General features: G+C 70.8%; 20 protein-coding genes. 11 read left to right on the forward strand and 9 right to left on the reverse strand.

Annotated features, from left to right (window positions below; translation table 11 throughout):
- Window positions 1-15: 15 nt before the first annotated feature.
- The 6 genes from ACOQFR_RS08755 (at window position 16) to modB (ending at window position 6707) form a co-directional block, all read left to right on the forward strand.
- Window positions 16-1320 carry a formimidoylglutamate deiminase gene (locus tag ACOQFR_RS08755; protein WP_421380926.1) on the forward strand — a complete coding sequence of 435 codons (1305 nt, stop codon included), beginning with the start codon at window positions 16-18 and terminating at the stop codon, window positions 1318-1320.
- A 145-nt stretch (window positions 1321-1465) separates the two neighbouring features.
- Window positions 1466-3166, forward strand: coding sequence for a serine hydrolase (locus ACOQFR_RS08760; RefSeq protein WP_421380929.1), 1701 nt, complete (start codon window positions 1466-1468; stop codon window positions 3164-3166).
- Between the two features lie 24 nt (window positions 3167-3190).
- Window positions 3191-4414: a sensor histidine kinase gene (locus ACOQFR_RS08765; protein WP_421380932.1), complete on the forward strand. Its 1224-nt coding sequence runs from the start codon at window positions 3191-3193 to the stop codon at window positions 4412-4414.
- Window positions 4411-5169 carry a LytR/AlgR family response regulator transcription factor gene (locus ACOQFR_RS08770; RefSeq protein WP_421380935.1) on the forward strand — a complete coding sequence of 253 codons (759 nt, stop codon included), beginning with the start codon at window positions 4411-4413 and terminating at the stop codon, window positions 5167-5169. Before ACOQFR_RS08765 ends, ACOQFR_RS08770 begins: the two co-directional genes overlap by 4 nt.
- A 70-nt stretch (window positions 5170-5239) precedes the next feature.
- A complete protein-coding gene (gene modA, locus ACOQFR_RS08775) occupies window positions 5240-6016 on the forward strand; it encodes a molybdate ABC transporter substrate-binding protein (protein WP_421380938.1) in 777 nt (258 codons plus the stop codon).
- Between the two features lies 1 nt (window position 6017).
- The gene (gene modB, locus ACOQFR_RS08780; RefSeq protein ID WP_421380941.1) at window positions 6018-6707 is read left to right on the forward strand and encodes a molybdate ABC transporter permease subunit; all 690 of its coding nucleotides are present in this window, start codon (window positions 6018-6020) and stop codon (window positions 6705-6707) included.
- A gap of 237 nt (window positions 6708-6944) precedes the next feature.
- Here modB and ACOQFR_RS08785 read toward each other — a convergent pair whose 3' ends face one another.
- Both ACOQFR_RS08785 and ACOQFR_RS08790 read right to left on the reverse strand, forming a co-directional pair.
- Window positions 6945-7451 (reverse strand): methylated-DNA--[protein]-cysteine S-methyltransferase, encoded by a 507-nt coding sequence (locus ACOQFR_RS08785; protein ID WP_421380944.1) that lies wholly within the window; start codon window positions 7449-7451, stop codon window positions 6945-6947.
- Entirely contained in the window at window positions 7448-8917 is a 1470-nt protein-coding gene (locus ACOQFR_RS08790; protein ID WP_421380947.1) for an AlkA N-terminal domain-containing protein, read from the reverse strand. The genes ACOQFR_RS08785 and ACOQFR_RS08790 overlap by 4 nt, the downstream gene beginning before the upstream one ends.
- Window positions 8918-9024: 107 nt before the next feature.
- Between ACOQFR_RS08790 and hutU the strand changes: the two genes are divergently transcribed.
- The 3 genes from hutU to ACOQFR_RS08805 are packed head-to-tail and all read left to right on the forward strand — an operon-like array spanning window position 9025 to window position 11405.
- On the forward strand, window positions 9025-10692 hold the full coding sequence (gene hutU / locus ACOQFR_RS08795; protein ID WP_421380950.1) for a urocanate hydratase: 1668 nt from the start codon (window positions 9025-9027) through the stop codon (window positions 10690-10692).
- 25 nt (window positions 10693-10717) lie between these two features.
- Window positions 10718-11089 carry a VOC family protein gene (locus ACOQFR_RS08800; RefSeq protein WP_421380953.1) on the forward strand — a complete coding sequence of 124 codons (372 nt, stop codon included), beginning with the start codon at window positions 10718-10720 and terminating at the stop codon, window positions 11087-11089.
- A 58-nt stretch (window positions 11090-11147) separates the two neighbouring features.
- Complete coding sequence (locus tag ACOQFR_RS08805) at window positions 11148-11405, forward strand: GlsB/YeaQ/YmgE family stress response membrane protein (RefSeq protein ID WP_421380956.1); 258 nt, start codon at window positions 11148-11150, stop codon at window positions 11403-11405.
- A 6-nt stretch (window positions 11406-11411) separates the two neighbouring features.
- Here the strand turns inward: ACOQFR_RS08805 and ACOQFR_RS08810 are convergent, their stop codons facing one another.
- The 3 genes from ACOQFR_RS08810 to ACOQFR_RS08820 all read right to left on the reverse strand — a co-directional run bounded on the left by ACOQFR_RS08810 (window position 11412) and on the right by ACOQFR_RS08820 (window position 13912).
- Window positions 11412-12662: a PQQ-dependent sugar dehydrogenase gene (locus tag ACOQFR_RS08810; RefSeq protein ID WP_421380959.1), complete on the reverse strand. Its 1251-nt coding sequence runs from the start codon at window positions 12660-12662 to the stop codon at window positions 11412-11414.
- 118 nt (window positions 12663-12780) lie between these two features.
- The gene (locus ACOQFR_RS08815; RefSeq protein WP_421380962.1) at window positions 12781-12999 is read right to left on the reverse strand and encodes an RNA-binding S4 domain-containing protein; all 219 of its coding nucleotides are present in this window, start codon (window positions 12997-12999) and stop codon (window positions 12781-12783) included.
- A gap of 1 nt (window position 13000) precedes the next feature.
- Window positions 13001-13912, reverse strand: a complete 912-nt coding sequence (locus ACOQFR_RS08820; RefSeq protein ID WP_421380965.1) for a LysR substrate-binding domain-containing protein — start codon at window positions 13910-13912, stop codon at window positions 13001-13003.
- Between the two features lie 106 nt (window positions 13913-14018).
- Between ACOQFR_RS08820 and ACOQFR_RS08825 the strand changes: the two genes are divergently transcribed.
- Both ACOQFR_RS08825 and ACOQFR_RS08830 read left to right on the forward strand, forming a co-directional pair.
- The gene (locus tag ACOQFR_RS08825; protein WP_421380967.1) at window positions 14019-14927 is read left to right on the forward strand and encodes a DMT family transporter; all 909 of its coding nucleotides are present in this window, start codon (window positions 14019-14021) and stop codon (window positions 14925-14927) included.
- 468 nt (window positions 14928-15395) lie between these two features.
- Window positions 15396-16421 carry a fatty acid desaturase gene (locus ACOQFR_RS08830; RefSeq protein ID WP_421380970.1) on the forward strand — a complete coding sequence of 342 codons (1026 nt, stop codon included), beginning with the start codon at window positions 15396-15398 and terminating at the stop codon, window positions 16419-16421.
- Between the two features lie 12 nt (window positions 16422-16433).
- Here ACOQFR_RS08830 and ACOQFR_RS08835 read toward each other — a convergent pair whose 3' ends face one another.
- From ACOQFR_RS08835 to ACOQFR_RS08850, 4 genes are all read right to left on the reverse strand, one after another.
- A complete protein-coding gene (locus ACOQFR_RS08835; protein ID WP_421380973.1) occupies window positions 16434-17735 on the reverse strand; it encodes an NTP/NDP exchange transporter in 1302 nt (433 codons plus the stop codon).
- Window position 17736: 1 nt separating this feature from the next.
- The gene (locus ACOQFR_RS08840; RefSeq protein WP_421380976.1) at window positions 17737-18657 is read right to left on the reverse strand and encodes an aldo/keto reductase; all 921 of its coding nucleotides are present in this window, start codon (window positions 18655-18657) and stop codon (window positions 17737-17739) included.
- A gap of 112 nt (window positions 18658-18769) precedes the next feature.
- Window positions 18770-19942: a GGDEF domain-containing protein gene (locus tag ACOQFR_RS08845; RefSeq protein ID WP_421380978.1), complete on the reverse strand. Its 1173-nt coding sequence runs from the start codon at window positions 19940-19942 to the stop codon at window positions 18770-18772.
- Window positions 19939-21453 (reverse strand): phospholipase, encoded by a 1515-nt coding sequence (locus ACOQFR_RS08850; RefSeq protein ID WP_421380981.1) that lies wholly within the window; start codon window positions 21451-21453, stop codon window positions 19939-19941. The genes ACOQFR_RS08845 and ACOQFR_RS08850 overlap by 4 nt, the downstream gene beginning before the upstream one ends.
- Window positions 21454-21500: the final 47 nt, after the last annotated feature.

Genomic DNA, 21500 nt, shown 5'->3' on the forward strand with positions numbered 1-21500 from the left:
GCCAAACTTGCGGCCATGCCCAGCCAACGCGCCGACCACGCCTTCCTGCCCCGCGGTTGGGCGGCCGACCACACCGTGCCGGTGGCCGCCGGCGGCAGCGATGCCGTGGCCTGGCGGCTCACGGGCCTGCCCAACCTGCACTCGCACGCGTTCCAGCGCGCCATGGCCGGCCTGGCAGAACGCCAGAGCCATCCCGAGGACAGTTTCTGGACCTGGCGCGAGCTGATGTACCGCTTCGCCGGCCGCATCACGCCCGAGGCCCTGCACGCCATCGCCAGCCAGCTCTACGTCGAGATGCTGGAAGCCGGCTACACCAGCGTCTGCGAGTTCCACTACCTGCACCACCAGCCCGACGGTCGGCCCTACGACGATGCCGCCGAGATGTCGAATGCACTGATCGCGGCGGCGCGCGACACGGGCCTGCGGCTGACGCTGCTGCCGGTGCTGTACATGAGCGGCGGCTTCGACGGCCGCCCGCTGTCGGAGCGCCAGCGCCGCTTCGGCCACACGCTCGAGGCCTACCAGGCGCTGCTGTCCGCGCTGCGCGCGCGTGCCGGCGACACCCTGGCGGTGGGCATCGCCTTGCACAGCCTGCGCGCAGTTCCGGAAGGGCCGATGCGCGAGCTGCTGGACGACGTCGGCGACACGCCGATGCCGATCCACATCCACATCGCCGAACAGATCGGCGAAGTGCAGGACTGCCTGGCCCTGCGCGGTGCGCGGCCGGTGGAATGGCTGCTGGACCACGCGCCGGTGGACGCCCGCTGGACCCTGGTGCACGCCACCCATCTCGAGCCGTCCGAAGTGCGCGGCATCGTCGCCAGCGGCGCCACGGTCGCCCTGTGCCCGACCACCGAGGCCAACCTGGGCGACGGCCTGTTCCCGCTGCGCGATTACCTGCAGGCGGGCGGCCACTGGGGCATCGGTTCGGATTCACATGTGTCGGTGTCGCCGGTGGAGGAACTGCGCTGGCTCGAATACGGCCAGCGCCTGGTGACGCGCCGCCGCAACATCGCCGTCAGCGCCACGCAGTCCAGCACCGGCGAGCTGCTGTACGCGCAGGCGCTGCAGGGCGGCCTGCGCGCCTGCGGCCAGCCCGGTGCCGCCGATGATTTCATCGTGCTCGATGCGCAGGCGCCGGCGCTGGCAGGTGCCACCCGGGACGACCTGCTGGACCGCTGGGTGTTCGCGGGCAATCGCAGTCTGGTGCAGGAAACGCACGTGGCCGGCCAGCGCCTGGTCAGCGGCGGCCGCCACCGCGACCGCGATGCGGTGGCCGCCGGCTATGTGCGCGCGATGCGCACGCTGCTGGCGTCGTGACCGCGACCGGCCGCTGGCCCCGAATCCGGTGGCATCGCTCCCCGCGTCCGGGCTTCCGTCGCCGGATGGCCGGGGTTCGTCGCAAGGCCCGGCAGGCAGGGCGCGGTGGCGGCAGTCTGGCGCGGTCCCTCCCTGGAGCCATGCCATGAGCCTTACCCCCACCGCCTTCGCCTTCGCCACTGCGCTGGCCCTGTCCGCCCCGCTGGCTGCCCTGGCCGCACCGCAGTCTGCGGCTGCCGGGGCGTCCAAGGGCGCGGCGCCCGACACGATGACCGACGCCGCGCTGCAGGCCATCGTGCAGCAGCGCCTGCAGGGCGACCGCACCGGCGCCTGCTTTGCGGTGGCGGTGATCGGCGCGGAAGTGGCGCGCGCCTATGCCTGCGCCGATGCCGCCGATGCCGGCCGGATCGATGCGCGCACGGCGTTCGAGATCGGATCCGTCAGCAAGACCATGACCTCGGCCCTGCTGGCCGACCTGATCGGGCAGGGCAAGGGGTCGCTGGACGACCCGCTGTCGGCCTGGCTGCCGGCGGGTACGAAGGTGCCGGCCTACGAAGGCCAGCCCATCCTGCTGCGCCACGTGGTCACCCACACCAGCGGCCTGCCGGCGCTGCCGCCCGGCGTGGAAATGGTGGACGCGAGCGACCCCTATGCGCCGGTGGACGCGAAGATGCTGCTCGCCTCGCTGGAGCGTACGCCGCTGACGCGGGCGCCGGGCCAGGGCTTCGAATATTCCAACTTCGCGTCGATGCTGCTCAGCTACGCCGTGGCGCAGCGCGCCGGACAGGACCTCGAAACCCTGCTCGATGCCCGGCTGTTCACGCCGCTGGGCATGTCGGGGGCCTACATCAACGAGCGGCCCGAGGGCGTGCGCGCCGCTGCCGGGCACCTGCCCAACGGTAAAGCCACGCCGGCCTGGCGCTTCAAGACCGACGTCGCCGGCGTCGGCGGCGTGCGCGCCACGCTCGACGACATGGTGCGCTACGTGCAGGGCCAGCTGGGCCAGGTACAGGCGCCGATCACGCCGGCGCTGAAGTTGAGCCAGCAGGCGGTGAATCCCGGAGCTACCCCCGCGATGGCGATGAACTGGATGCTGGCACCGCTCAACGGACGCACCTGGCTGGCGCACGAAGGCGGCACCGGCGGCTTCTCGTCCTTCGTGGCCTTCGATCCGGCGCAGCAGCGCGGCGTGGTGGTGCTGTCCGACACCGCGCTGCATTCACTCGGCGGCCTGGGCAGCCTGGGCCTGCACCTGGCCGACCGCTCGGTGCCGCTGGGCAAGCCGCGCAAGGCGGTGCCGGCGCCCGCCGGACTGATCGACGCACTGGTGGGTGAGTACACGCTGCAGGGGGGCATGAAGATGAGCCTGGCCCGCCGCGGCGACCAGCTCACGATCCAGGCGCAGGGCCAGCCGGCCTTCGTGATGGGCCATGACGACGCGGGCGATTTCTACCCGCTCGAGTTCGACGCGCTGCTCAAGCCGCAGCGCAAGTCGGACGGCCGCTACGGATTCACATGGATGCAGATGGGCGGTGCGATGGCCGCCGTGCGCACCGATGGCGACTCCGGCGCTGCCTTTCCGACGCCGCCAGCGGCCCAGCTGCAGGCGTATGCCGGCGACTACCCGCTGATGCCGCAGTTCACCCTCAAGGTGTTCGAGAAGGACGGCACGCTCTACATCCAGGGCACCGGGCAGCAGGCGCTGCCGACCGCGGCGACGGCCAAGGATGTGTTCACCGTGGACCAGGTCGGCGCCGAGTTCCGCTTCGAGCGCGACGGCCAGGGCAAGGTGAGCGCCGTGACCCTGCTGCAGGGTGGCCAGACGCTGCGCGGCGAAAAGCAGTAGTCGCGGCACGGATCCGGACCGAACATGCGCACCGACGAGACCTACCCGCTCAACCAGCCGCTGCCCGCCGAAGTGCTGGTGGGCGGCAACGCGGTCTGGAGCCGCTACCGGCAGTACCCGGTGTTCAGCGGCGCCTGGCTGCGCGGCCGCAGCCTGCTGTTCGGAAGCATCATCGCGCTGTTCGCGGTGGTGTCGGGCATCGGCGTGGGCGCCGCGGGGCGCGACTATGCGGTGGGCATGCTGGCCGGCGCGCACCTGTTCGTGGCCTTCCTGCTGATGGCCACCGCCGGACCGGGCTTTGCCGCGTGGGTGCGCGCGCAGCGCTGGCCGCTGCCGCGCGAGCGGCGCGGCGTGGTGGTGGCGGTGCTGCTGGGCATGGGCGTCAGCGCGGCGGCCGACTACTGGGCCTCCAGCTACGTGGATCGCGAGGTCAACCGGTCCATCCACCGGGCGCGGGCGGTGCAGACCGAACTCAAGTTCGACCCCGGCGAACGCGCGATGGTGATGGCGCTGAACCTGGCGGTGCTGGCGGTGGTCTACGGCCTGTTCGGCGGCGGCCTGGCCCTGCGTGCGTACTTCAGCGAAGGCCGGCGCTGGCGCGAGGACCGTCAGCGCAAGGAGCTCACGGCGCTGCGCACGCAGAAACAGCAGGCCGACCTGCGCCTGGGCCTGCTGCAGGCGCAGGTGGAGCCGCATTTCCTGTTCAACACCCTGGCCTCGGTGCGCGCGCTGGTGCGCCAGGATCCGGCGCAGGCCGAGGCCACGCTGGATGCGCTGGTGGACCACCTGCGCGCCACCATTCCCAAGCTGCGCGATGGCGAAGCCAACCTGCATTCGACCCTGGGCCAGCAGTTGGACATCTGCGCCAGCTATCTCGAACTGATGCGCCTGCGCATGGGCGGCCGGCTCAGCTACGCGGTCGAGGCCGAGGCGGCGCTGCGGGCGCGCCCCTTCCCGGCGCTGCTGCTGATCACCCTGGTGGAGAACGCGATCAAGCACGGCATCGAACCGCGGCCGGGTGCCGGCCGCATCGAAGTGCGCGCCAGCCTGCGCGGCGAGCGCCTGGTGCTGAGCGTGGTGGACGACGGTGCCGGCCTGCAGCCTGGCGTGGGCGGCGGCATGGGCCTGGCCAACGTGCGCGAGCAGTTGGCCAACCGCTACGGCGACCAGGCCACGTTCAGCCTGCGCAGCCTGTCAGGCCAGGGCACCGTGGCCGAGATCGTGGTGCCGCTGGAGCCGGGCGCATGAGCGCGGTCACGGCCTTGGTGGCGGAAGACGAGGCGCCGCAGCGCGCCGCGCTGCTGGACATGCTGGCGTCGGCCTGGCCGGCGCTGTCGGTGGTGGCCGCCTGCGAGGACGGCGTTTCGGCGCTGGAAGAGGCGGCGAGGCATCGGCCCGCGGTCGCCTTCCTGGACATCCGCATGCCCGGCGTCAGCGGGCTGGACGTGGCGCGCGCGGTGGTGGCCGGGGGCGGCCTGGTCGTGTTCACCACGGCCTACGATGATTACGCCATCCGTGCTTTCGAAGCTGGCGCCATCGACTACCTGCTCAAGCCCGTGGCCCCGGCGCGGCTGGCGCAGGCGATCGAACGGCTGCAGCAGCGCCTGGCCGCACCGCGTGGCGACGCGGATGCGTCGCTGCAGGCGCTCGAGGCCCGCCTGCGTCCGCAGGGCGAGCGACAGATCCGCTGGATCAGCGCCAGCGTCGGCGACAGCGTGCGCATGATAGGCATCGACGAGGTGCTGTTCTTCCAGGCGCAGGACAAGTACGTGCGCGTGGCCACCGGCACGGGCGACGCCATCATCCGCACGCCGGTCAAGGACCTGCTGGCCGGGCTGGATCCGGACACGTTCTGGCAGGTGCACCGTGGCGTGGTGGTGCGCGTGGCCGCGATCGACCGGCTGCGCAAGGACGAGCTGGGCAAGGCCAGCCTCAGTCTTAAGGGTCATCCCGAGCAGCTGCCGGTCAGCAGCGCCTTCCTGCATCGCTTCCGCGGCATGTGACCCGCCCGCGGTGGGCGGGTGGCGGGGTCTTTGGGTACAGTGGCCGCGTTCCCCCATCGCGAGGCCAGACTTGATTCCGCGCCTGTTTGCCGTCCTGCTGCTGGCGCTCGCGCTGGGCACGCCCTGCGTCGCCAGCGAGACCGCGCCGGCGCGCATCACGGTGTTCGCCGCCGCCAGCCTGCAGGAAAGCCTGGACCAGGCGGCCCGGCGCTGGATGCGTCGCAGTGGCCAGGAGGTGGTGGTGTCGTACGCGGCCAGTTCGGCGCTGGCCCGCCAGATCGAACAGGGCGCGCCGGCCGACGTCTTCATTTCCGCGGACGGTGAATGGATGGACTACCTTGAGCAGCGCGACCTGATCGCGCCGGCCACGCGGTTCGATGTGGTGGGCAACGCGATGGTGGTGGTCGTTCCGGTTGGGTCGCCGGTGCGGTCGCTGTCGCTCGACACGCCGGCCACGCTGATCGCGGCCCTGGGCGACGGAGGCCGGCTGGCAATGGCGGAAACCACGGCAGTCCCGGCCGGGCGTTACGCGCGCGCCGCCCTTGCCAGGCGCGGGCTGTGGCCAGCCGTGCAGGACCGCCTGGCGCAGGGCGACAGCGTGCGCGGTGCGCTGGCCTTCGTCGCGCGCGGCGAGGCGCCGGTGGGCATCGTGTACGCGACCGACGCTCTGGCCGAACCGCGGGTGCGCGTGGTGGCCCGCTTCGATCGCAGCGACCATCCCGCCATCCGCTATCCCGCCGCACGCGTGGCGGCATCGGCGACACCGCAGGTCGACGGTTTCCTGGCCTTCCTGCGCAGCGCGGAAATGCAGGACGTGTTCAAGCGCGCCGGCTTCTCGATCCCGTGACGTGCTGACGCCCGACGAAGTCACCATCATCGCGCTGAGCCTGCGCGTGGCCGCGCTGGCGGTGCTGCTCGCGCTGCCGTTCGCGCTGGCGGCCGCGTACGCCCTGGCGCGCTGGCAGTTCCGCGGCAAGGTGCTGTTCGATGCGCTGGTGCACCTGCCGCTGCTGCTGCCGCCGGTGCTGACCGGCTACGTGCTGCTGGTGCTGTTCGGTCGGCAGGGCTGGATCGGGCAGGCCCTGGAGCAGTGGTTCGGCATCAGCCTGGCCTTCCGCTGGACCGGCGCGGTGATCGCGGCGGCGGTGATGGCCTTCCCGCTGTTCGTGCGTTCGATCCGTCTGTCCATCGAGGCCATCCCGATCGAGGTGGACGAGATGGCGTCCAGCCTGGGCGCGCGACCCTGGGCCAAGTTCTGGCAGGTGGTGCTGCCGCTGAGCCTGCCAGGCGTCGCGGCCGGCATGGCCCTGGCTTTCGCCAAGGCGCTGGGCGAGTTCGGCGCCACCATCACCTTCGTGTCCAACATCCCGGGCGAAACCCGCACGCTGGCGCTGGCCATGCACACGCTGACCCAGCTGCCGGGCGGCGAGGGCGGCATCGCGCGACTGGCGGTGGTGTCCATCGTGCTGGCCGTGGGCGCGCTGCTGGCCTCGGAATGGATGGTGCGGCGCTCGGCCTATCGGCGTTCCAGTGAGTGACGGGGTGTGCGGCGTGTCGTGGCTTGGACAAGAGCGGATTTTTTGACGCGGATGAACGCGGATTACGCGGATAGAAGCGAAGCGGGGTTTGTCACGATGCTGCCGGCGAACGCCGGCATTGGCGCGGAGCCCCAGCTAGCCGCGTCCCTCTAAAGCATTGCTCTATCCGCGTAATTTGCCCTTATCCGCGTCAAAAATCTCTCCCACCCGATCGCGAAATCGCAGCCAACGACGACGTCAGAACGACAGCGCGCCCTGGCCGATGCCCTCGTGCGAGAGCAGCCACTGTTTCAGGGGCAGGCCGCCGCCGAAGCCCGTGAGTTGACCGTCGGCACCGATGACGCGATGGCAGGGCAACACGATCGGCAGCGGATTGCGGCCATTGGCGGCGCCGACCGCGCGCACCGCGGCGGGCTTGCCGATGGCGCGCGCCAGGTCGGCGTAGCTGCAGGTGCGGCCGAAGGGCAGCCCGGCCAGGGCGCGCCAGACCGTTTTCTGGAAGTCGGTGCCGACCGGATGCAGCGCCAGCGTGAATTCCTGTCGCCGGCCTGCGAAGTAGTCCTGCAGTTGCCCGCGCGCGTCGGAAAGGGTCACGGGGTCGTGTATCCACGCCTCGATTCCCTCGGGCGGATAGCGGTTCTCGGGAAAGAGGATGTGGCGGAGGCCGAACTCGTCGCGCGCCACCGTGAGCGGGCCAATCGGCGTGTCGAAGCGGTCGAATCGCAGGGACTCGTGTTGTTTCATGCGCGCGCCGCCTTCTCGTCGTTGGCCAGATGCCACAGGTGCAGCACGGCGTAGGCGCGCCACGGCCGCCAGGCCTGCGATCGCGCCTGGGTGTCGCGTTCGGACAGGCGTCCGTCGCGACCGCCCAGCACCTGCTGCAGCACCAGGTCACCGGCGGGGAAGGCATCGGGCTGCTGCAGCGCGCGCATGGCCACGTAGTGCGCGGTCCACGGCCCCAGGCCGGGCAGGGCGGTGAAGTCGCGCACGAAATCCTCCAGGCGCTGGCCGGCGCGGAAATGCACGTGGCCATCGGCCACGGCCGCGGCCAGTGCGCGCAGGGTGGCGGCGCGCGTGCGCGGCAGGCCGATGGCTTCCAGCGGTGCGTCGCGCAAATGTGCGGGCGTCGGAAAGCGCCGGTCGAGGCCCGCGGCCTCCGCCGGTGATGCCAGGCCATGTGCCTGGACCAGCCGGCGCGCCAGCGTGGTCGCGCCCGCCACGCTGACCTGCTGGCCCAGCACCGCGCGAACTGCGACTTCAAAGCCATCCCAGCCGCCCGGCACGCGCAGCCCTGGCCGGCGCCGGATCGCCTCGGCCAGCATCGGGGTCTGCCGCAGCAGCGCATGCACCGCGCCCAGGTCGGCATCGAGGTCGAACACGCGGCGCACGCGGCGCACGATGTCGGGGATCATCCGGGGATCGGCATCGCGGATCTCCAGCCGCAGTTCCCCTCGGGCGACATCGGCGCTGACGCGCACCGTGCACGGCCGGTCCACGGGACCCAGCACGCGTTCGTACGCGTCCTCGTGCACACGCTCGATCCCGTCGATGGCGCGCTTGCGCAGGAACGCGAGCATCAGGCCGAAGTCCAGCGGCGGGCGATAGCCGAGCCGCAGGCTCAGCTGGCCGGACGGCGCGTCGCGTCGCAACCGGCGGATCGCACCCGGCGCCATCGCGCAGCCCTGCTGGAAGGCGGCATTGAAGCGGCGCACGCTGTTGAAGCCGGCGGCCAGGGCCACCTGCGTCACCGGCAGCGCGGTTTCGGTGAGCAGTTGCTTCGCCAGCAGCAGCCGATGGGTGCCGTGCACGGCCAGCGGCGTCGCGCCGGCCTCGGCCAGGAACAACCGGCGCAGCTGCCGGCCGCCGACGCCGACCTGCGCCGCCAGCGCCTCGACGCCGCCCTCGGACAGCGCGCCGTCTGCAATCAGCGCCAGCGCCCGCTGCACCGTCGCCGCACTGCCCGAAGCCGGTTGCCCCGGTGCCAGCTCCGGGCGGCAGCGCAGGCAAGGGCGGTACCCGGCCGCCGCCGCCGCGGCCGCGCTGGCGAAGTAGCTCACGTTGGCGCGCTTGGGCGCGGGCGCGGGGCACACGGGCCGGCAGTAGATGCCGGTGCTGCGCACGGCGGTGAAGAACAGCCCGTCGAAGCGCGCATCCCTGGCCGCGCGGGCGCGGTCACAGGCATCGGCGGGCGGAAGGTGGGTCGGGGACATGGCGGCATCCTAGCCGGCCCGCCGGCCTCGCACTGGCCGTTTTCGGACACCAATGCCGCGTCCCGGCCGGGAAACCTATAATCGCCACCTGCCTCTGGGAGCGCCCGATGTCCGACCCCCGTACCGACCCCACCCGCCGCATCCGTGCGCCACGCGGCAGCACGCTGAACTGCCGCAGCTGGCTGACCGAAGCGGCCTACCGAATGATCCAGAACAACCTGGACGCCGAGGTGGCCGAGGATCCCACCGCCCTGGTGGTGTACGGCGGCATCGGCCGCGCCGCGCGCGACTGGGCCTGCTACGACGCGATCCTGGCGTCACTGCGTACCCTGGGCGACGACGAGACGCTGCTGGTGCAGAGCGGCAAGCCGGTGGGCGTGTTCCCCAGCCATCCCGACGCGCCGCGCGTGCTGATCGCCAACTCCAACCTGGTGCCGCACTGGGCCACGTGGGAGCACTTCCACGAGCTCGACCGCAAGGGTTTGGCCATGTACGGCCAGATGACGGCCGGCAGCTGGATCTACATCGGCAGCCAGGGCATCGTGCAGGGCACCTACGAAACCTTCGTCGAGATGGGGCGCCAGCACTACAACGGCGACCTGACCGGCAAGTGGATCCTCACCGCCGGTCTCGGCGGCATGGGTGGTGCGCAGCCGCTGGCGGCGTCGCTGGCCGGCGCGAGCTCGCTCAACATCGAATGCCGGCAGAGCAGCATCGACATGCGCCTGCGCACGCGCTACGTGGACGAGCAGGCCGCCGACCTGGACGACGCGCTGGCGCGCATCGCGCGCTACACCGCCGCCGGGCAGGCGCGCTCGATCGCGCTGCTGGGCAACGCGGCCGAGATCCTGCCCGAGCTGGTGCGCCGCGGCGTGCGGCCCGACGCGGTCACCGACCAGACCAGCGCGCACGATCCGCTGGTCGGCTACCTGCCCGCGGGCTGGACGCTGGAGCACTGGTTCGCCGAACAGAAGGCGAACCCGCAGGGCGTGGCCGCCGCCGCCAAGCAGTCCATGCGCGTGCACGTGGAGGCGATGCTGCACTTCCTGCGCCAGGGCATCCCCACCTTCGACTACGGCAACAATATCCGCCAGATGGCCAAGGACGTGGGCTGCGCGGACGCGTTCGATTTCCCGGGCTTCGTGCCGGCCTACGTGCGGCCGCTGTTCTGCCGCGGCGTGGGTCCGTTCCGGTGGGTCGCGCTCAGCGGCGACCCCGAGGACATCTACCGCACCGATGCCAAGGTCAAGGAACTCATTCCCGACAACCCGCACCTGCACCGCTGGCTGGACATGGCGCGCGAGCGCATCGCGTTCCAGGGCCTGCCGGCGCGCATCTGCTGGGTCGGCCTGGGCGATCGCCATCGCCTGGCCCTGGCCTTCAACGAGATGGTGCGCAGCGGTGAAGTGAGCGCGCCGATCGTGATCGGCCGCGACCACCTCGACAGCGGCAGCGTGGCCAGCCCCAACCGCGAAACCGAAGCCATGCTCGACGGCAGCGACGCGGTGTCGGACTGGCCGCTGCTCAACGCCATGCTCAATGTCGCCGGCGGCGCCACCTGGGTGTCGCTGCACCACGGCGGCGGTGTCGGCATGGGCTACAGCCAGCACAGCGGCGTGGTGATCGTCGCCGACGGTACCGACGCGGCGGCCGCGCGCCTGAAGCGCGTACTGTGGAACGATCCCGGCACCGGCGTGATGCGCCACGCCGACGCCGGCTACGAAATTGCCCGCGACTGCGCACGGCAGCAGGGCCTGAAGCTTCCGATGCTCTGATCGCGCGTCCCCACCGGAGAAACCCATGATCGGCTACGTCACCCTGGGCACCCGCGACCTCGCGCGCGCCGCCGCGTTCTACGACCGCCTGCTGGAAGGCCTGGGCGCCAAGCGCTTCATGGACACGCCGCGCTTCATCCTGTGGTCGGCGGGCCGCGGCACCGCGGGCCTTTCGGTGGCCTTGCCCTACGACGGCCAGCCGCACGATCGCGGCAACGGCCAGATGGCGGCGCTGGCGGTCGGCAGCCGCGACAACGTCGACCGCCTGCACGCGCTGGCGCTTGAAATGGGCGGCACCGACGAAGGTCCGGTCGGCGAGCGTTTCCCGGGTTTCTATGCCGGCTACTTCCGCGACCTGGACGGCAACAAGCTCAACGTGTTCCACATGGGGCGCTGAGCCGCAGGCGGGCCGGTGCTAAGCTGCCCGGCAATCCAACGGCCGGGAGCGCCTGCGCATGCTGCACATCCTCTGGACCATCCTGATCGGCTTCGTCATCGGCCTCGTGGCCCGCTTCCTGAAGCCGGGCAACGACAAGCTCAGCCTGCTGTGGACAATGGTGCTGGGCGTCGGCGGCTCGCTGCTGGCGAAATACGTGGGCCAGTCGCTGGGCTGGTATGACGAGGGCGAGCCCGCGGGCTTCATCGCCTCGGTGCTGTTCGCGATCCTGCTGCTGGCTCTCTACGCGGCGCTGCGCAAGAAAAAGGGCGCCTGACGCGGATCAGCCGCCGCGTCGCACCGGCGCGGGCTTGGGCATCGGCGTTTCGCCCGGCGCGGCACCTTCGCGCACCGGCAGCTTGTCGCCCTGCAGGCTGCGGCGGAATCGCGGCTTGGCCTGCACGATGCGCAACAGCTTGCCGTTGCCCGAGTCGGTGAGCACGTAGAGCGCGCCGTCCGGACCGTTGCGCACGTCACGCACGCGATGGCCCATGCCGGTCAGCAGGCGCTCCTCCGCCACCACGCGGTCGCCGGCGATTTCCAGCCGCACCAGCTGCTGCGCGGCCAGCGCCCCCACGAACAGGTCGCCCTGCCAGTCGAACAGCTCCAGCCCGGTGTAGAAAGCCATGCCGCTGGGCGCGATCGACGGCGTCCACTGGTGCACCGGCTGCTCCATGCCCGGCGCGCTGGTGCCCACCGACTCCGGGATCGGCTGGCCGTTGTAGTCCAGGCCATGGGTGATGCGCGGCCAGCCGTAATTCTTGCCGGCCTGCGGGATGTTGATCTCGTCGCCGCCCATCGCGCCGTGCTCCACCGTCCACAGCGCGCCGGTCCAGGGGTTCAGCGTCGCGCCCTGCGGATTGCGATGGCCATAGGACCACAGGTCTTCCAGCGCGGTGGGATGGCCGACGAAGGGGTTGTCGGTGGGAATGTTGCCGTCGGGCCACAGCCGCACCACCTTGCCCTGGTGCTGGTCCAGGGCCTGCGCGCTGATGCGCACGTTGTTCTCGCCCAGCGTGATGAACAGGTGGCCCTGGCGGTTGAACACCAGTCGCGATCCGAAATGGTTGCCGGTGCTGAGCTTGGGTTCCTGGCGGAAGATGACAAGCACGTCCTGCAGCGCGCTGCCGACCAGGCGCGCACGCATCACCGCGGTGCCCGCCTTGCCGCCGCTGCCGGCTTCCGCGTAGCTCAGGTACAGGCGCTGGTTCCGGGCGAAGTCCGGGTCCAGCGCCACGTCGAGCAGGCCGCCCTGGCCTTGCGCCCATACCGCAGGCAGGCCGGTTATCGGCGCCGACAGCGTGCCGTTGGAATAGACCCGCAACCGTCCGGGACGTTCGGTGATCAGCAGCCGGCCATCGGGCAGGAAGGCCATGGCCCAGGGGTTCTGCAGGCCGCTGGCCAGGGTGGTGACGCGCAGCGGGCCCAGGCTGCTGGGCGCGAGCACTTCGTTGCTCTGTGCGGCGGCGGGGCCGGCGACGCAGGCGGCCGCAAGCAGCAGGGGGATCAGGGAGGAGGCTAGGGGACCACGCATGGCGATTCTCCAGGCGGGCGCGACGCGGGGGCGGCGCGGGGCAGCGGCCGGCGGGGGTACCGGCCCGGTCGATGATAGTCCCGTCCCGGGCCTCCGGCGTGAGCGTGCCGCGGGTCGCTCAGGCAGCGATGACGCGGATCTCGGTCCCGTCCAGCCGCACCACCTGGCCCGCGCGGATCTTGCAGGTCTTGCGCAGCTCCTGCACGCCGTCCACGGTCACCGCGCCGCTGGCCACTATGGCCTTGCCCTGGCCGCCGCTGTCGCAGAGGCCGGCCAGCTTCAGCAGCTGGTTGAGTTCGACGTGGTCGCGGTCGAGTTCGAAGTCCAGGACGGTCATGTCATTCCAGGGGAAGCGGGTCGGGGCCGTGCGTGGCCACGTCGGCCAGCAGCCAGTCCACGAAACTTTGCGCGGCCGGGCGCAGGCGCCGGTGCGCAGGATAGACCACGTGGTAGCCCCAGCGGGCGGCCAGGGTGGGGCCGGGCAGGCGCACCAGCTGGCCGTCGCGCAGGAACGGGGCCAGCAGCCGGCCGCGGGCCAGCACGGCACCGAGGCCTTCGACCGCGGCCTGCAGCGCGCCGGTGCTGTCGCTGAAGCGGTAGCGTTCTTCGGGCGCGGGTTCGTGCAGTCCAGCTGCACGGAACCAGTCGGGCCAGCCCTGTCGCGCGAGGTCGGCAATCAGGGGCAGGGCGCGCAGGTCGGACGGCGTGCGCAGGGTGGCCACGCCGGCCAGGCGCGGCGAGGCCACCGGGTAGAGCTGCTCGTCCATCAGCGGATGCGCGCTCAGGCCGTTCCAGTGGCCGGGCCCATGGCGGATCCCGAGGTCGGGGCCGCCGTCGTCGAAGCGCGCCAGTCCCGCGTCGGTTTCGATGCTCAGGCCGATGTCCGGGTGCAGGGCGGCAAAGCGCGGCAGCCGCGGCGTGAGCCAGGTGAAGCTGAGCGAGTGCAGGGTGGTGATGCGCACGCGCGGCGGCGTGCGGCGGCTGGCGCGCAGCGCATCCACGGTGCCGTCCAGGTCGGCGAGCGCGTTGCTGGCGGCATCGGCCAGTTGCCGGCCTTCCGCGGTCAGCGACACCCCGCGCGCATGGCGCTGGAAGAGGGCCACGCCCAGCCGCGACTCGAGCTTGCGCACGTGGTGGCTGACCGCACTGGCGGTGAGGTGCAGGTCTTCCGCGGCGTGCGCGAAGTTCTGGTGCCGGGCGGCGGATTCGAAGGCCGCCAGGGCCGACAGCCATTCGGATCGCAGGGTCATCGTTAGCCCCAAGCAGGATTTGTGGCTGGCCTTGAAAGTATGCGCTTGTCCGGCTTGCGGCCTCAAGGACAATGGCCGCCAGACACGAACCGGCCTTGCCCCGCCCATGAAGAATCCGTCGCCCGCCGTCCTGCCGGTGCAGCCCGCCGCCGTTGCCGCCTGGCGCACGCCGGTGGAGCTGGGCGTGCTGGCGCTGATCTGGGGCGCCTCCTTCCTGTTCCAGCGCATCGCGGCTCCCGAGTTCGGCGCCAGTGCGCTGGCCGAGATGCGGCTGCTGCTGGGCGCGGCCGTGCTGCTGCCCTTCCTCTGGCTGGCGCGCGCGGAGTTCCCGGCGCGCCTTTGGCCGCGGCTGGCGCTGCTGGGCGCGATCAATTCGGCGGTGCCGTTCGCGCTGTTCGCCTGGGGTGCGCAGCGCGCGCCGGCGGGCGTGGGCGCCATCACCAATGCGATGGCCGTGCTGTTCACCGCGCTGGTCGCCTTCCTGTTCTTCCGCGAGCGCATCGCGGCGCGCAAGGTGCTGGCGCTGGTGATCGGCTTCGTCGGCGTGGTGGTGCTGGCCAGCGACAAAACCGAAGGCGCCAGCGTCGGCTGGGCCACCGCGGCTGGCGTGGCGGCGGCATTGATGTACGGCGTGGGAGCCAACCTGGTGCCGCGCCTGCTCACCGGCCTGCCGCCGTCGGCGGTGGCCGCGGCCACGCTGGGCTGCGCCGCGCTGCTGCTGCTGCCGTTCTCGATCTGGCAGTGGCCGCAGCAGTCGGTGTCGGTCGCGGCCTGGGGTTCGGCGATCGCGCTGGGCGTGATCTGCACCGGGCTGGCCTACGCCATCTACTACCGCCTGATCCAGCGCATCGGCGCGGCGCGTGCGGTCACGGTGACCTACCTGGTGCCGCTGGCGGCGGTGGCCTGGTCCTGGAGCCTGCTGGGCGAGCGGCTGACCTGGCCGATGGGCATTGCCTGCGCGCTGATCCTGGGCAGCGTGGCGATCAGCCAGCGCGGGCCTGCGGTTTCGCGGTAAGGCTTCGGGCGTTCATCGCGCCGATGCCGGAAACACCCGGAACGGGGGACAAAAAAATGGCAGGGCCGCCTGTCCCGAAAACAGTCGATCGCCCTGCCCAAGGTGGTCAACGCCAGGGGGCTGTTGACTTGCAAGCGTGACGGTCGGGGCTCGACGAGGTGAGTCCTGACCGCAACGTGCAGCGAATGGACCACTCCGGCCCGGTGCCGCGCAAGGGCGTTCTGCCCGGGGGCGGATTGTTTGTGGGCTTGAACTGCTCACATCCGCTAACGGGCCGGTCGCAAGCTGCGGTTTTTGCCGGGTGTGGCTGGGTTCATGTAGCAAATCCGGACAAGACATGCCCAGCAAGGCTTACCTGGTGCTTATCCGCTAACAGCCCCTGCATTTCCCCGCCCGCGCAAGCAAGCGCTTGAATTTGCGGAAGACCCCGTCGCGGCCGGACAATGCCGGCATCCTGAGGAGCCTGCCTTGAGCAACGACGCCGAAGTCACGTCCGTCCCCGTCAACCTGCGCCAGCTGTGCGCGCGCTTCGCCCAACCCCATCTCGGCAAGGCCGTCTGGCAGCTGCTCAACACGCTGCCGCCGTTCGCGGCGATCTGGGCCCTGATGGCCTGGAGCATCCACGCCGAATGGAACTACTTCCTCACTCTGCTGCTGGCGCTGCCGGCGGCGGGACTGTACGTGCGCACCTTCATCATCCAGCACGACTGCGGGCATGGCTCCTTCTTCGCCAGCGGTAAGGCCAACGACACCGTCGGCCGCTGCCTCGGGCTGATCACGCTGTTCCCGTACGGCTACTGGAAGAAGACCCACGCCGTGCACCACGGCACCTCGGGCAACCTCGACCGCCGCGAGATGGGCGACATCGAAACCCTCACCGTGGCCGAGTACCAGGCCATGCACTGGTTCAAGCGCTTCTGCTACCGCTTCTACCGCAGCACCCCGGTGCTGCTGGGCATCGGTCCCGCGTACCAGTTCGTGATCAAGCACCGCTTCCCCTTCGACCTGCCGTTCTCGTGGAAGAAGGAATGGGCCAGCGTGCTGCTCAACAACCTGATGCTGCTGGTCGTGGGCGGGCTGATGGCCTGGGCCATCGGCTGGAAGACGGTGCTGATGGTGCATCTGCCGATCGTGCTGATCGCCGGCGCGCTGGGCGTGTGGCTGTTTTACGTGCAGCACACCTTCGAGGAGGCGTACTGGACCAAGGGCAAGGAGTGGGATTCGAACCAGGCGGCGATTTCCGGAAGCTCGTTCTACGACCTGCCGCGCGTGATCCACTGGTTCACCGGCAACATCGGCTACCACCACATCCATCACCTGGCCAGCCGCATCCCCAACTACAACCTGCGGGCGGCGTTCGAGTCGCACCCGCTGCTGCAGGCGGCGCCGCGGCTGACGTTCTGGACCAGCCTGAAGTCGGCGCGGCTGAAACTGTGGGATGAAGAGCTCAAGCGCATGGTGGGTTTCCCCAAGCGCGTCCGCGCCAACGGCTGAGCGCGCGCGCGATCAGTCGGCCGGGACGCGCATCCGGTCGGCGAGCGCTTTCTGCTGGCGCGCGAGCGACCAGCCTGTCCAGGCCCAGACCAGCGCCAATCCGGCGCCGGCCACCGCCACGATGGCCGGATGGCTGGCGATGGCATCGATGCCGGCCTTGACCCAGCCGCTGACCGCATCGGCGCCTCGATAGACGGCGGTGTCGATCACGTTCTTGGCCTTGTACTTGGCCTCGGGGTCCACCACGGTGAACAGCATTTCGCGACCGGGGCGTGCCAGGGCGTACTCGCCGGCGCGGCGGGTCACCATCACCAGCGCGAACACGGCGAAGGTGGGCGCCAGCGCCAGCCACAGGAAGCCCAGCGCCATGACCAGTGGCACCGCCGTCAGCAGGACCACGAGGCCCAGGCGCTGCACGATGCGGCCGGTCAGGAAGATTTGGGTCAGCAGCGCTAGCGACTGCACGATGAAATCCAGCGTGCCGAAAACGCGCGTCTGGTCTTCGCGGTCGGGGAAGTTGATCTCGACCAGGCGTGCCTGTTCGAAGTACAGGAAGGTGGTGACGCTGGCCAGCAGCACCACGAAGCCGGCGATGCCCATCAGGTAGCGCGAGCCGAGCACGGTGGTGAGGCCCTTGAAGGGATTGCCGCCCAGGGGCTGCTGGCGCGCCCGCGGCTCGTCCTCGGACAGCGGATGGCGGTCGCGCCAGCGCTGCAGACCCATCGCCGCCATCGCCGAGCCCAGCAGGAACACGGTGGCGACCACCATCAGACCGGGCAGCCCCACCGGACCGACCAGGAGCACGCCCAGCAGCGGACCGACCAGGCCACCCGCGCTCAGTCCGGCCGCGATCAAGCCGAACAGGCGCTTGGCCTGCACCACCGAGAACAGGTCGGCCAGCACGCTCCAGGCCACCGACACGCTGAGCAGGCTGAACACCGACAGCCAGATGTAGAAGCCCCGTGCGATCCAGGCGTTGTCCGGCCGGCTGGCGATCGCCGCCGCGAAGGCAAGCAGGTTCAGCGCAAAAAACGCATAGGTCCACGGCAGGATGCGCCGGCGCGCCGCGCGTGCGGCGATCCAGCCGAAGGCGGGGATCGCGACCAGCGTGGCGACGAAGGTGCCGGTGAACAGCCACTGCAGGTTGTCGACGCCGCCCGCGATACCCATGGTCTCGCGCACCGGCCGCAGCATGAAATAGCCGGCAAAGAGCAGGAAGAACATCGCCAGCCCGCCCGCGACGGCGGGCGCCTCGTCCTCGGAAACGTCGAACAGCCCTGACAGCCCGCGCGCGACGATCCCGGTGGCGGCCATGTCAGGCGAACATCGTCACGAGTTCGGCCCGCTCGGCCTCGGTAAGGTCGCGGCCGAGGCCGGCCTTGAGGTTGTCGCTCTGGCGATCCGGCTTGCCCGTGGCCGGGATGACGACCGTCACCGCGGGATGGCCGGTGGTGAACTTGAGGAACATCTGCGCCCAGGACGTGACGCCCGCCTCGGCGGCCCATCCCGGCAGCGGGCGGTCGGCGACGCGGCTGAACAGGCGGCCGTCGTCGAAGGCGCGGTTGATCATCACCGCCACGCCCAGGTCCCTGGCCAGCGGCAGCAGCGCGCGCTCGGCATTGGGTGCGCCGACGGAGTAGTTGATCTGGATGAAGTCGGGCTTCTCGGCGGCCATGATGCGCGCCAACTCGTGGTGGGCGCTGTCCTGGTAGTGGGTGAGGCCGATGTAGCGGGTCTTGCCCTGTTCCTTCAGGTCGCGGGCGAGCGTGAGCTGGTTGCGCCAGTCGCGCAGGTTGTGCACGGCCAGCAGCTCGACCTTGTCGGTGCGCAGGCGCTTGAGCGACTGCGCGAACTGCGCTTCGCCCGCGGGTCGGTCGTCGGCGGCCAGCTTGGTGGCCAGGAAGATGCGGTCGCGCAGGCCGAGTTCAGCCAGCAGGTCGCCCAGCACGTCCTCGGCATTGCTGTAATTGGGCGAGGTGTCGATCACGCTGGCGCCACCGGCGACGAAGCGGCGCAGCACTTCCTCCAGCGGCTCGCGGCCGGCGGCATCGACTTCGAAACTGCCCGAGGTGCCCATGCCGATGATCGGGATGCGCTCGCCGGACGAGGGAATGGCGCGTGTGGCGAGTGCGGACTCGCGCGGCACCGGGGAAGCGGCGAACACCGGCAGCGGCCGGAGCGCGGCGGCGGCCGCGGCAACCGCGGCGGCGGACAGGAAGGCACGACGGCTGGTCATGGCAAACCTCGCATCAGGACGGTCCCGCATAGTCCCTCACCCTACGTGAAACTTCCGTTCAACCCCCCTGCCAGACGACATCCCCTCGTACCAGGTATGTTTTCGTTTTCGGTCAGGCGAGGTGGGTGCGGTTGCGGCCGGCGGACTTGGCGGCGTAGAGGGCGCGATCGGCGCGGCGCAGCAGGTCGTCGAAGTGGGTGTCGTCGGCGGTGAGCACGGCCACGCCGATCGACACCGTGAGCGGCAGCGGCGCGCCCTGGACGTGCAGCGGGTGCGCCTGCAGGTCGGCCTGCAGGCGGGCGGCGGCGGCCAGGGCCTGGGCGGCGTCGGCGCGGTCCCACAGCAGCACGAATTCCTCGCCGCCGAGCCGGCCGGGCAGGTCGCTCTTGCGGCAGACCTGTTCGAGCCGCTGTGCGAGGTGCTTGAGGGCCAGGTCACCCACGGCATGGCCATGGCGGTCATTGATGCGCTTGAAGTGGTCCACGTCCAGCAGTCCCAGCGCCAGGCCATGGCCCTGCCGGCGCGCCGCGTGCAGCGCGCGCTCGCCGGCCTGCGCCACCGTACGCCGGTTGGCCAGGCCGGTGAGGTAGTCCATCGACGCGGCCTGCTGCCACTGGCCGCGGATCCGCTCCAGGCACATCAGCACGAAGGCCGTGGTGCCAATCACCGGTACCGTGGTCACCAGCAGCAGCGTCACCGCATTGATGCCGTCGCGCAGCTGCAGGAGTGTGCCCACGTCCGGCGGTGCCACGGCGGCCACGCCCGCCCGCAGCAGCATCAGCAGGCCGATCGCCACCATGATCGCCACCAGTACGCCGCGGCTGGTCGTGGCTTCGCCCTTGCCGTGGCGCATCAGGCTCAGCGCACTGGCCAGCAGGATCGCCGCCATCGCCAGCGAAGCGACGACGATGCGCGCGCCGAGGGTTCCCGCTTCGCCGGCGTACCAGCCGATGCCGGCGGTGCCGGCCAGCGCCGGCAGCAGCAGCCAGCCGCGGTCAGGCAGTCCGTCGAACTGCCGCAGCGCGCGCCAGTACCCGGTAAGCCCGAGCAGCAGGCAGCCATTGGCCAGCGGAAGCACCAGCTGTGCAGGCAGCGAGGCCTGCACCACCTGCAGCACGCAGCTGGCGGCGGTGAGCAGGGTGGCGATGCGCCAGCTGACCGCGCTGGGCTGCACGTCCGGCGCCAGGCTGCGGTGCATCAGGCCGAGCACGCCGCCGTTGAGCAGGATCATCAGGGTCGCCGACACCAGCAGCGTGCGCGGATCGATCAGTGCAAAGGAGTTCATCCGGCGCCGCCCGGGTCGTCCTTGCTGAAGCTTCGCGCGGCCAGGTTGCGGGTGAGCCGGAACACCCCCTCGCGTACCACCCGCGTCATGCGCAGGTCGATCAGCGTGGTCTCATTGGGACGCAGCACCTCGAGCAGGCCGCCCCCGTCCGCGCCGAGTTCGGCCAGCCAGTGTTCCACCCATTTGCCTTCCTGTCGCGGTAGCAGCCGCAGGCCATAGGGCGGCCGCGGCACCAGCTCGGGACGGCGCAGCCGACCGTCGGCGTCGCGTATTTCCGGGCAGCCGGTCAGCGCCGCGTGGTTGAGGAAGAAACACAGATTGCCCGGCGCACGGCGGTTGCCCTGGCGGTCGGTGAGGAAACCCTCGGGCAGTTGATTGGGATCGGCATTGGGTCCGGCGGTGAGCAGCAGGTTCATCTCGGGCACGCGGGTGCCGCTGTCGTCGATCAGGCGGAAGATCACCATCGCGTGCGGATCGTGCAGGTAGACGCGGTCGGGCAGCACGGGAATCTTTTCGATCTCGACCCGTCGCGGCAGCGCCTGGTGCTGCGTGTTCTCGGCATCGAAGTCGCGCCGCAGCGTCTCGTAACCAGCCGCATCCTGCACCGCCAGGCAGCGGATCACCGCGTCCACCGTAGGATGGGGCCGGCCGTCGTTGCGCACACTGGCCATGATTCCCTGCTCGCGCCCGCTGTGCGAGACGCCCGGCACGATCTTGAACGCGGTCGGCGCGGCGCGCGCGACCGACACCTTCTGCAGCGAACGCAGCCGCTTGCGCGCCGACGGCAGCGCTTCGCCCGGCACCAGCGGCGGCTGCGCCAGCACGACATGGCTGGCGTTGAGGTTGGCCGCGGCCAGCCGCACCACGCCATCGCCGCCGGTCTCGCCGGTGTAGGCGTTGACGTGGTCGTAAAGCTTTCGATCGATGCTGTCTCCGCTGAGCACGAACTGGAAAACCGGGCGCGCACCGCGCATCAGGTCGAGCGCAGGGTAGTCCTGGATCCAGCGCAGGTTGAGCGCCATCGACTCGGGGCTGGCCAGCTCCAGCCAGTCCAGCACGCCCTGGCCCGGTTCGACGCCATTGAACCAGGCCTTCATCGCGCCGAGCCGGCTCTTGCCCAGCTGCGCCAGGGCCGAACCGAAGTTCGCGGGCGCCAGCATCACCAGGTGGCTCAGCGGGCACTGTGCAAGACGCCCGGTCTTCACGTAGTAGCGGTCGAGCCATTCACGCACCACCGGGCCGCCAGTGCTGTGGGTGATGCAGGCAAAGCGCCGACCGGCGCCGGCTTCGGCGAGCACGGCGGCCAGGGCGCGGTCCAGCGCGCGGGCGACGTCCTCGAGCTTCACTTCGTCGCGGAAGCTCACGTACTGGCCCAGGTGCACTTCGGCCACGTCCAGCGCCGGTCCGCCGGCGCGCGCGGCCTCGGCCTTGAGCCGGGCGGGCAATTCGCCATACGTCGAGGTGTTCGTCACGCTCCAGCCGTGGACAAAAACCAGCAAGGGCTTGGCCATTGCGATGGGCTCGCGAGGGGTTCGGCCATGCTAACGTAGCGACGGCC

This window comes from Arenimonas sp. MALMAid1274 (assembly GCF_049195245.1).
GTDB lineage: Bacteria > Pseudomonadota > Gammaproteobacteria > Xanthomonadales > Xanthomonadaceae > Arenimonas.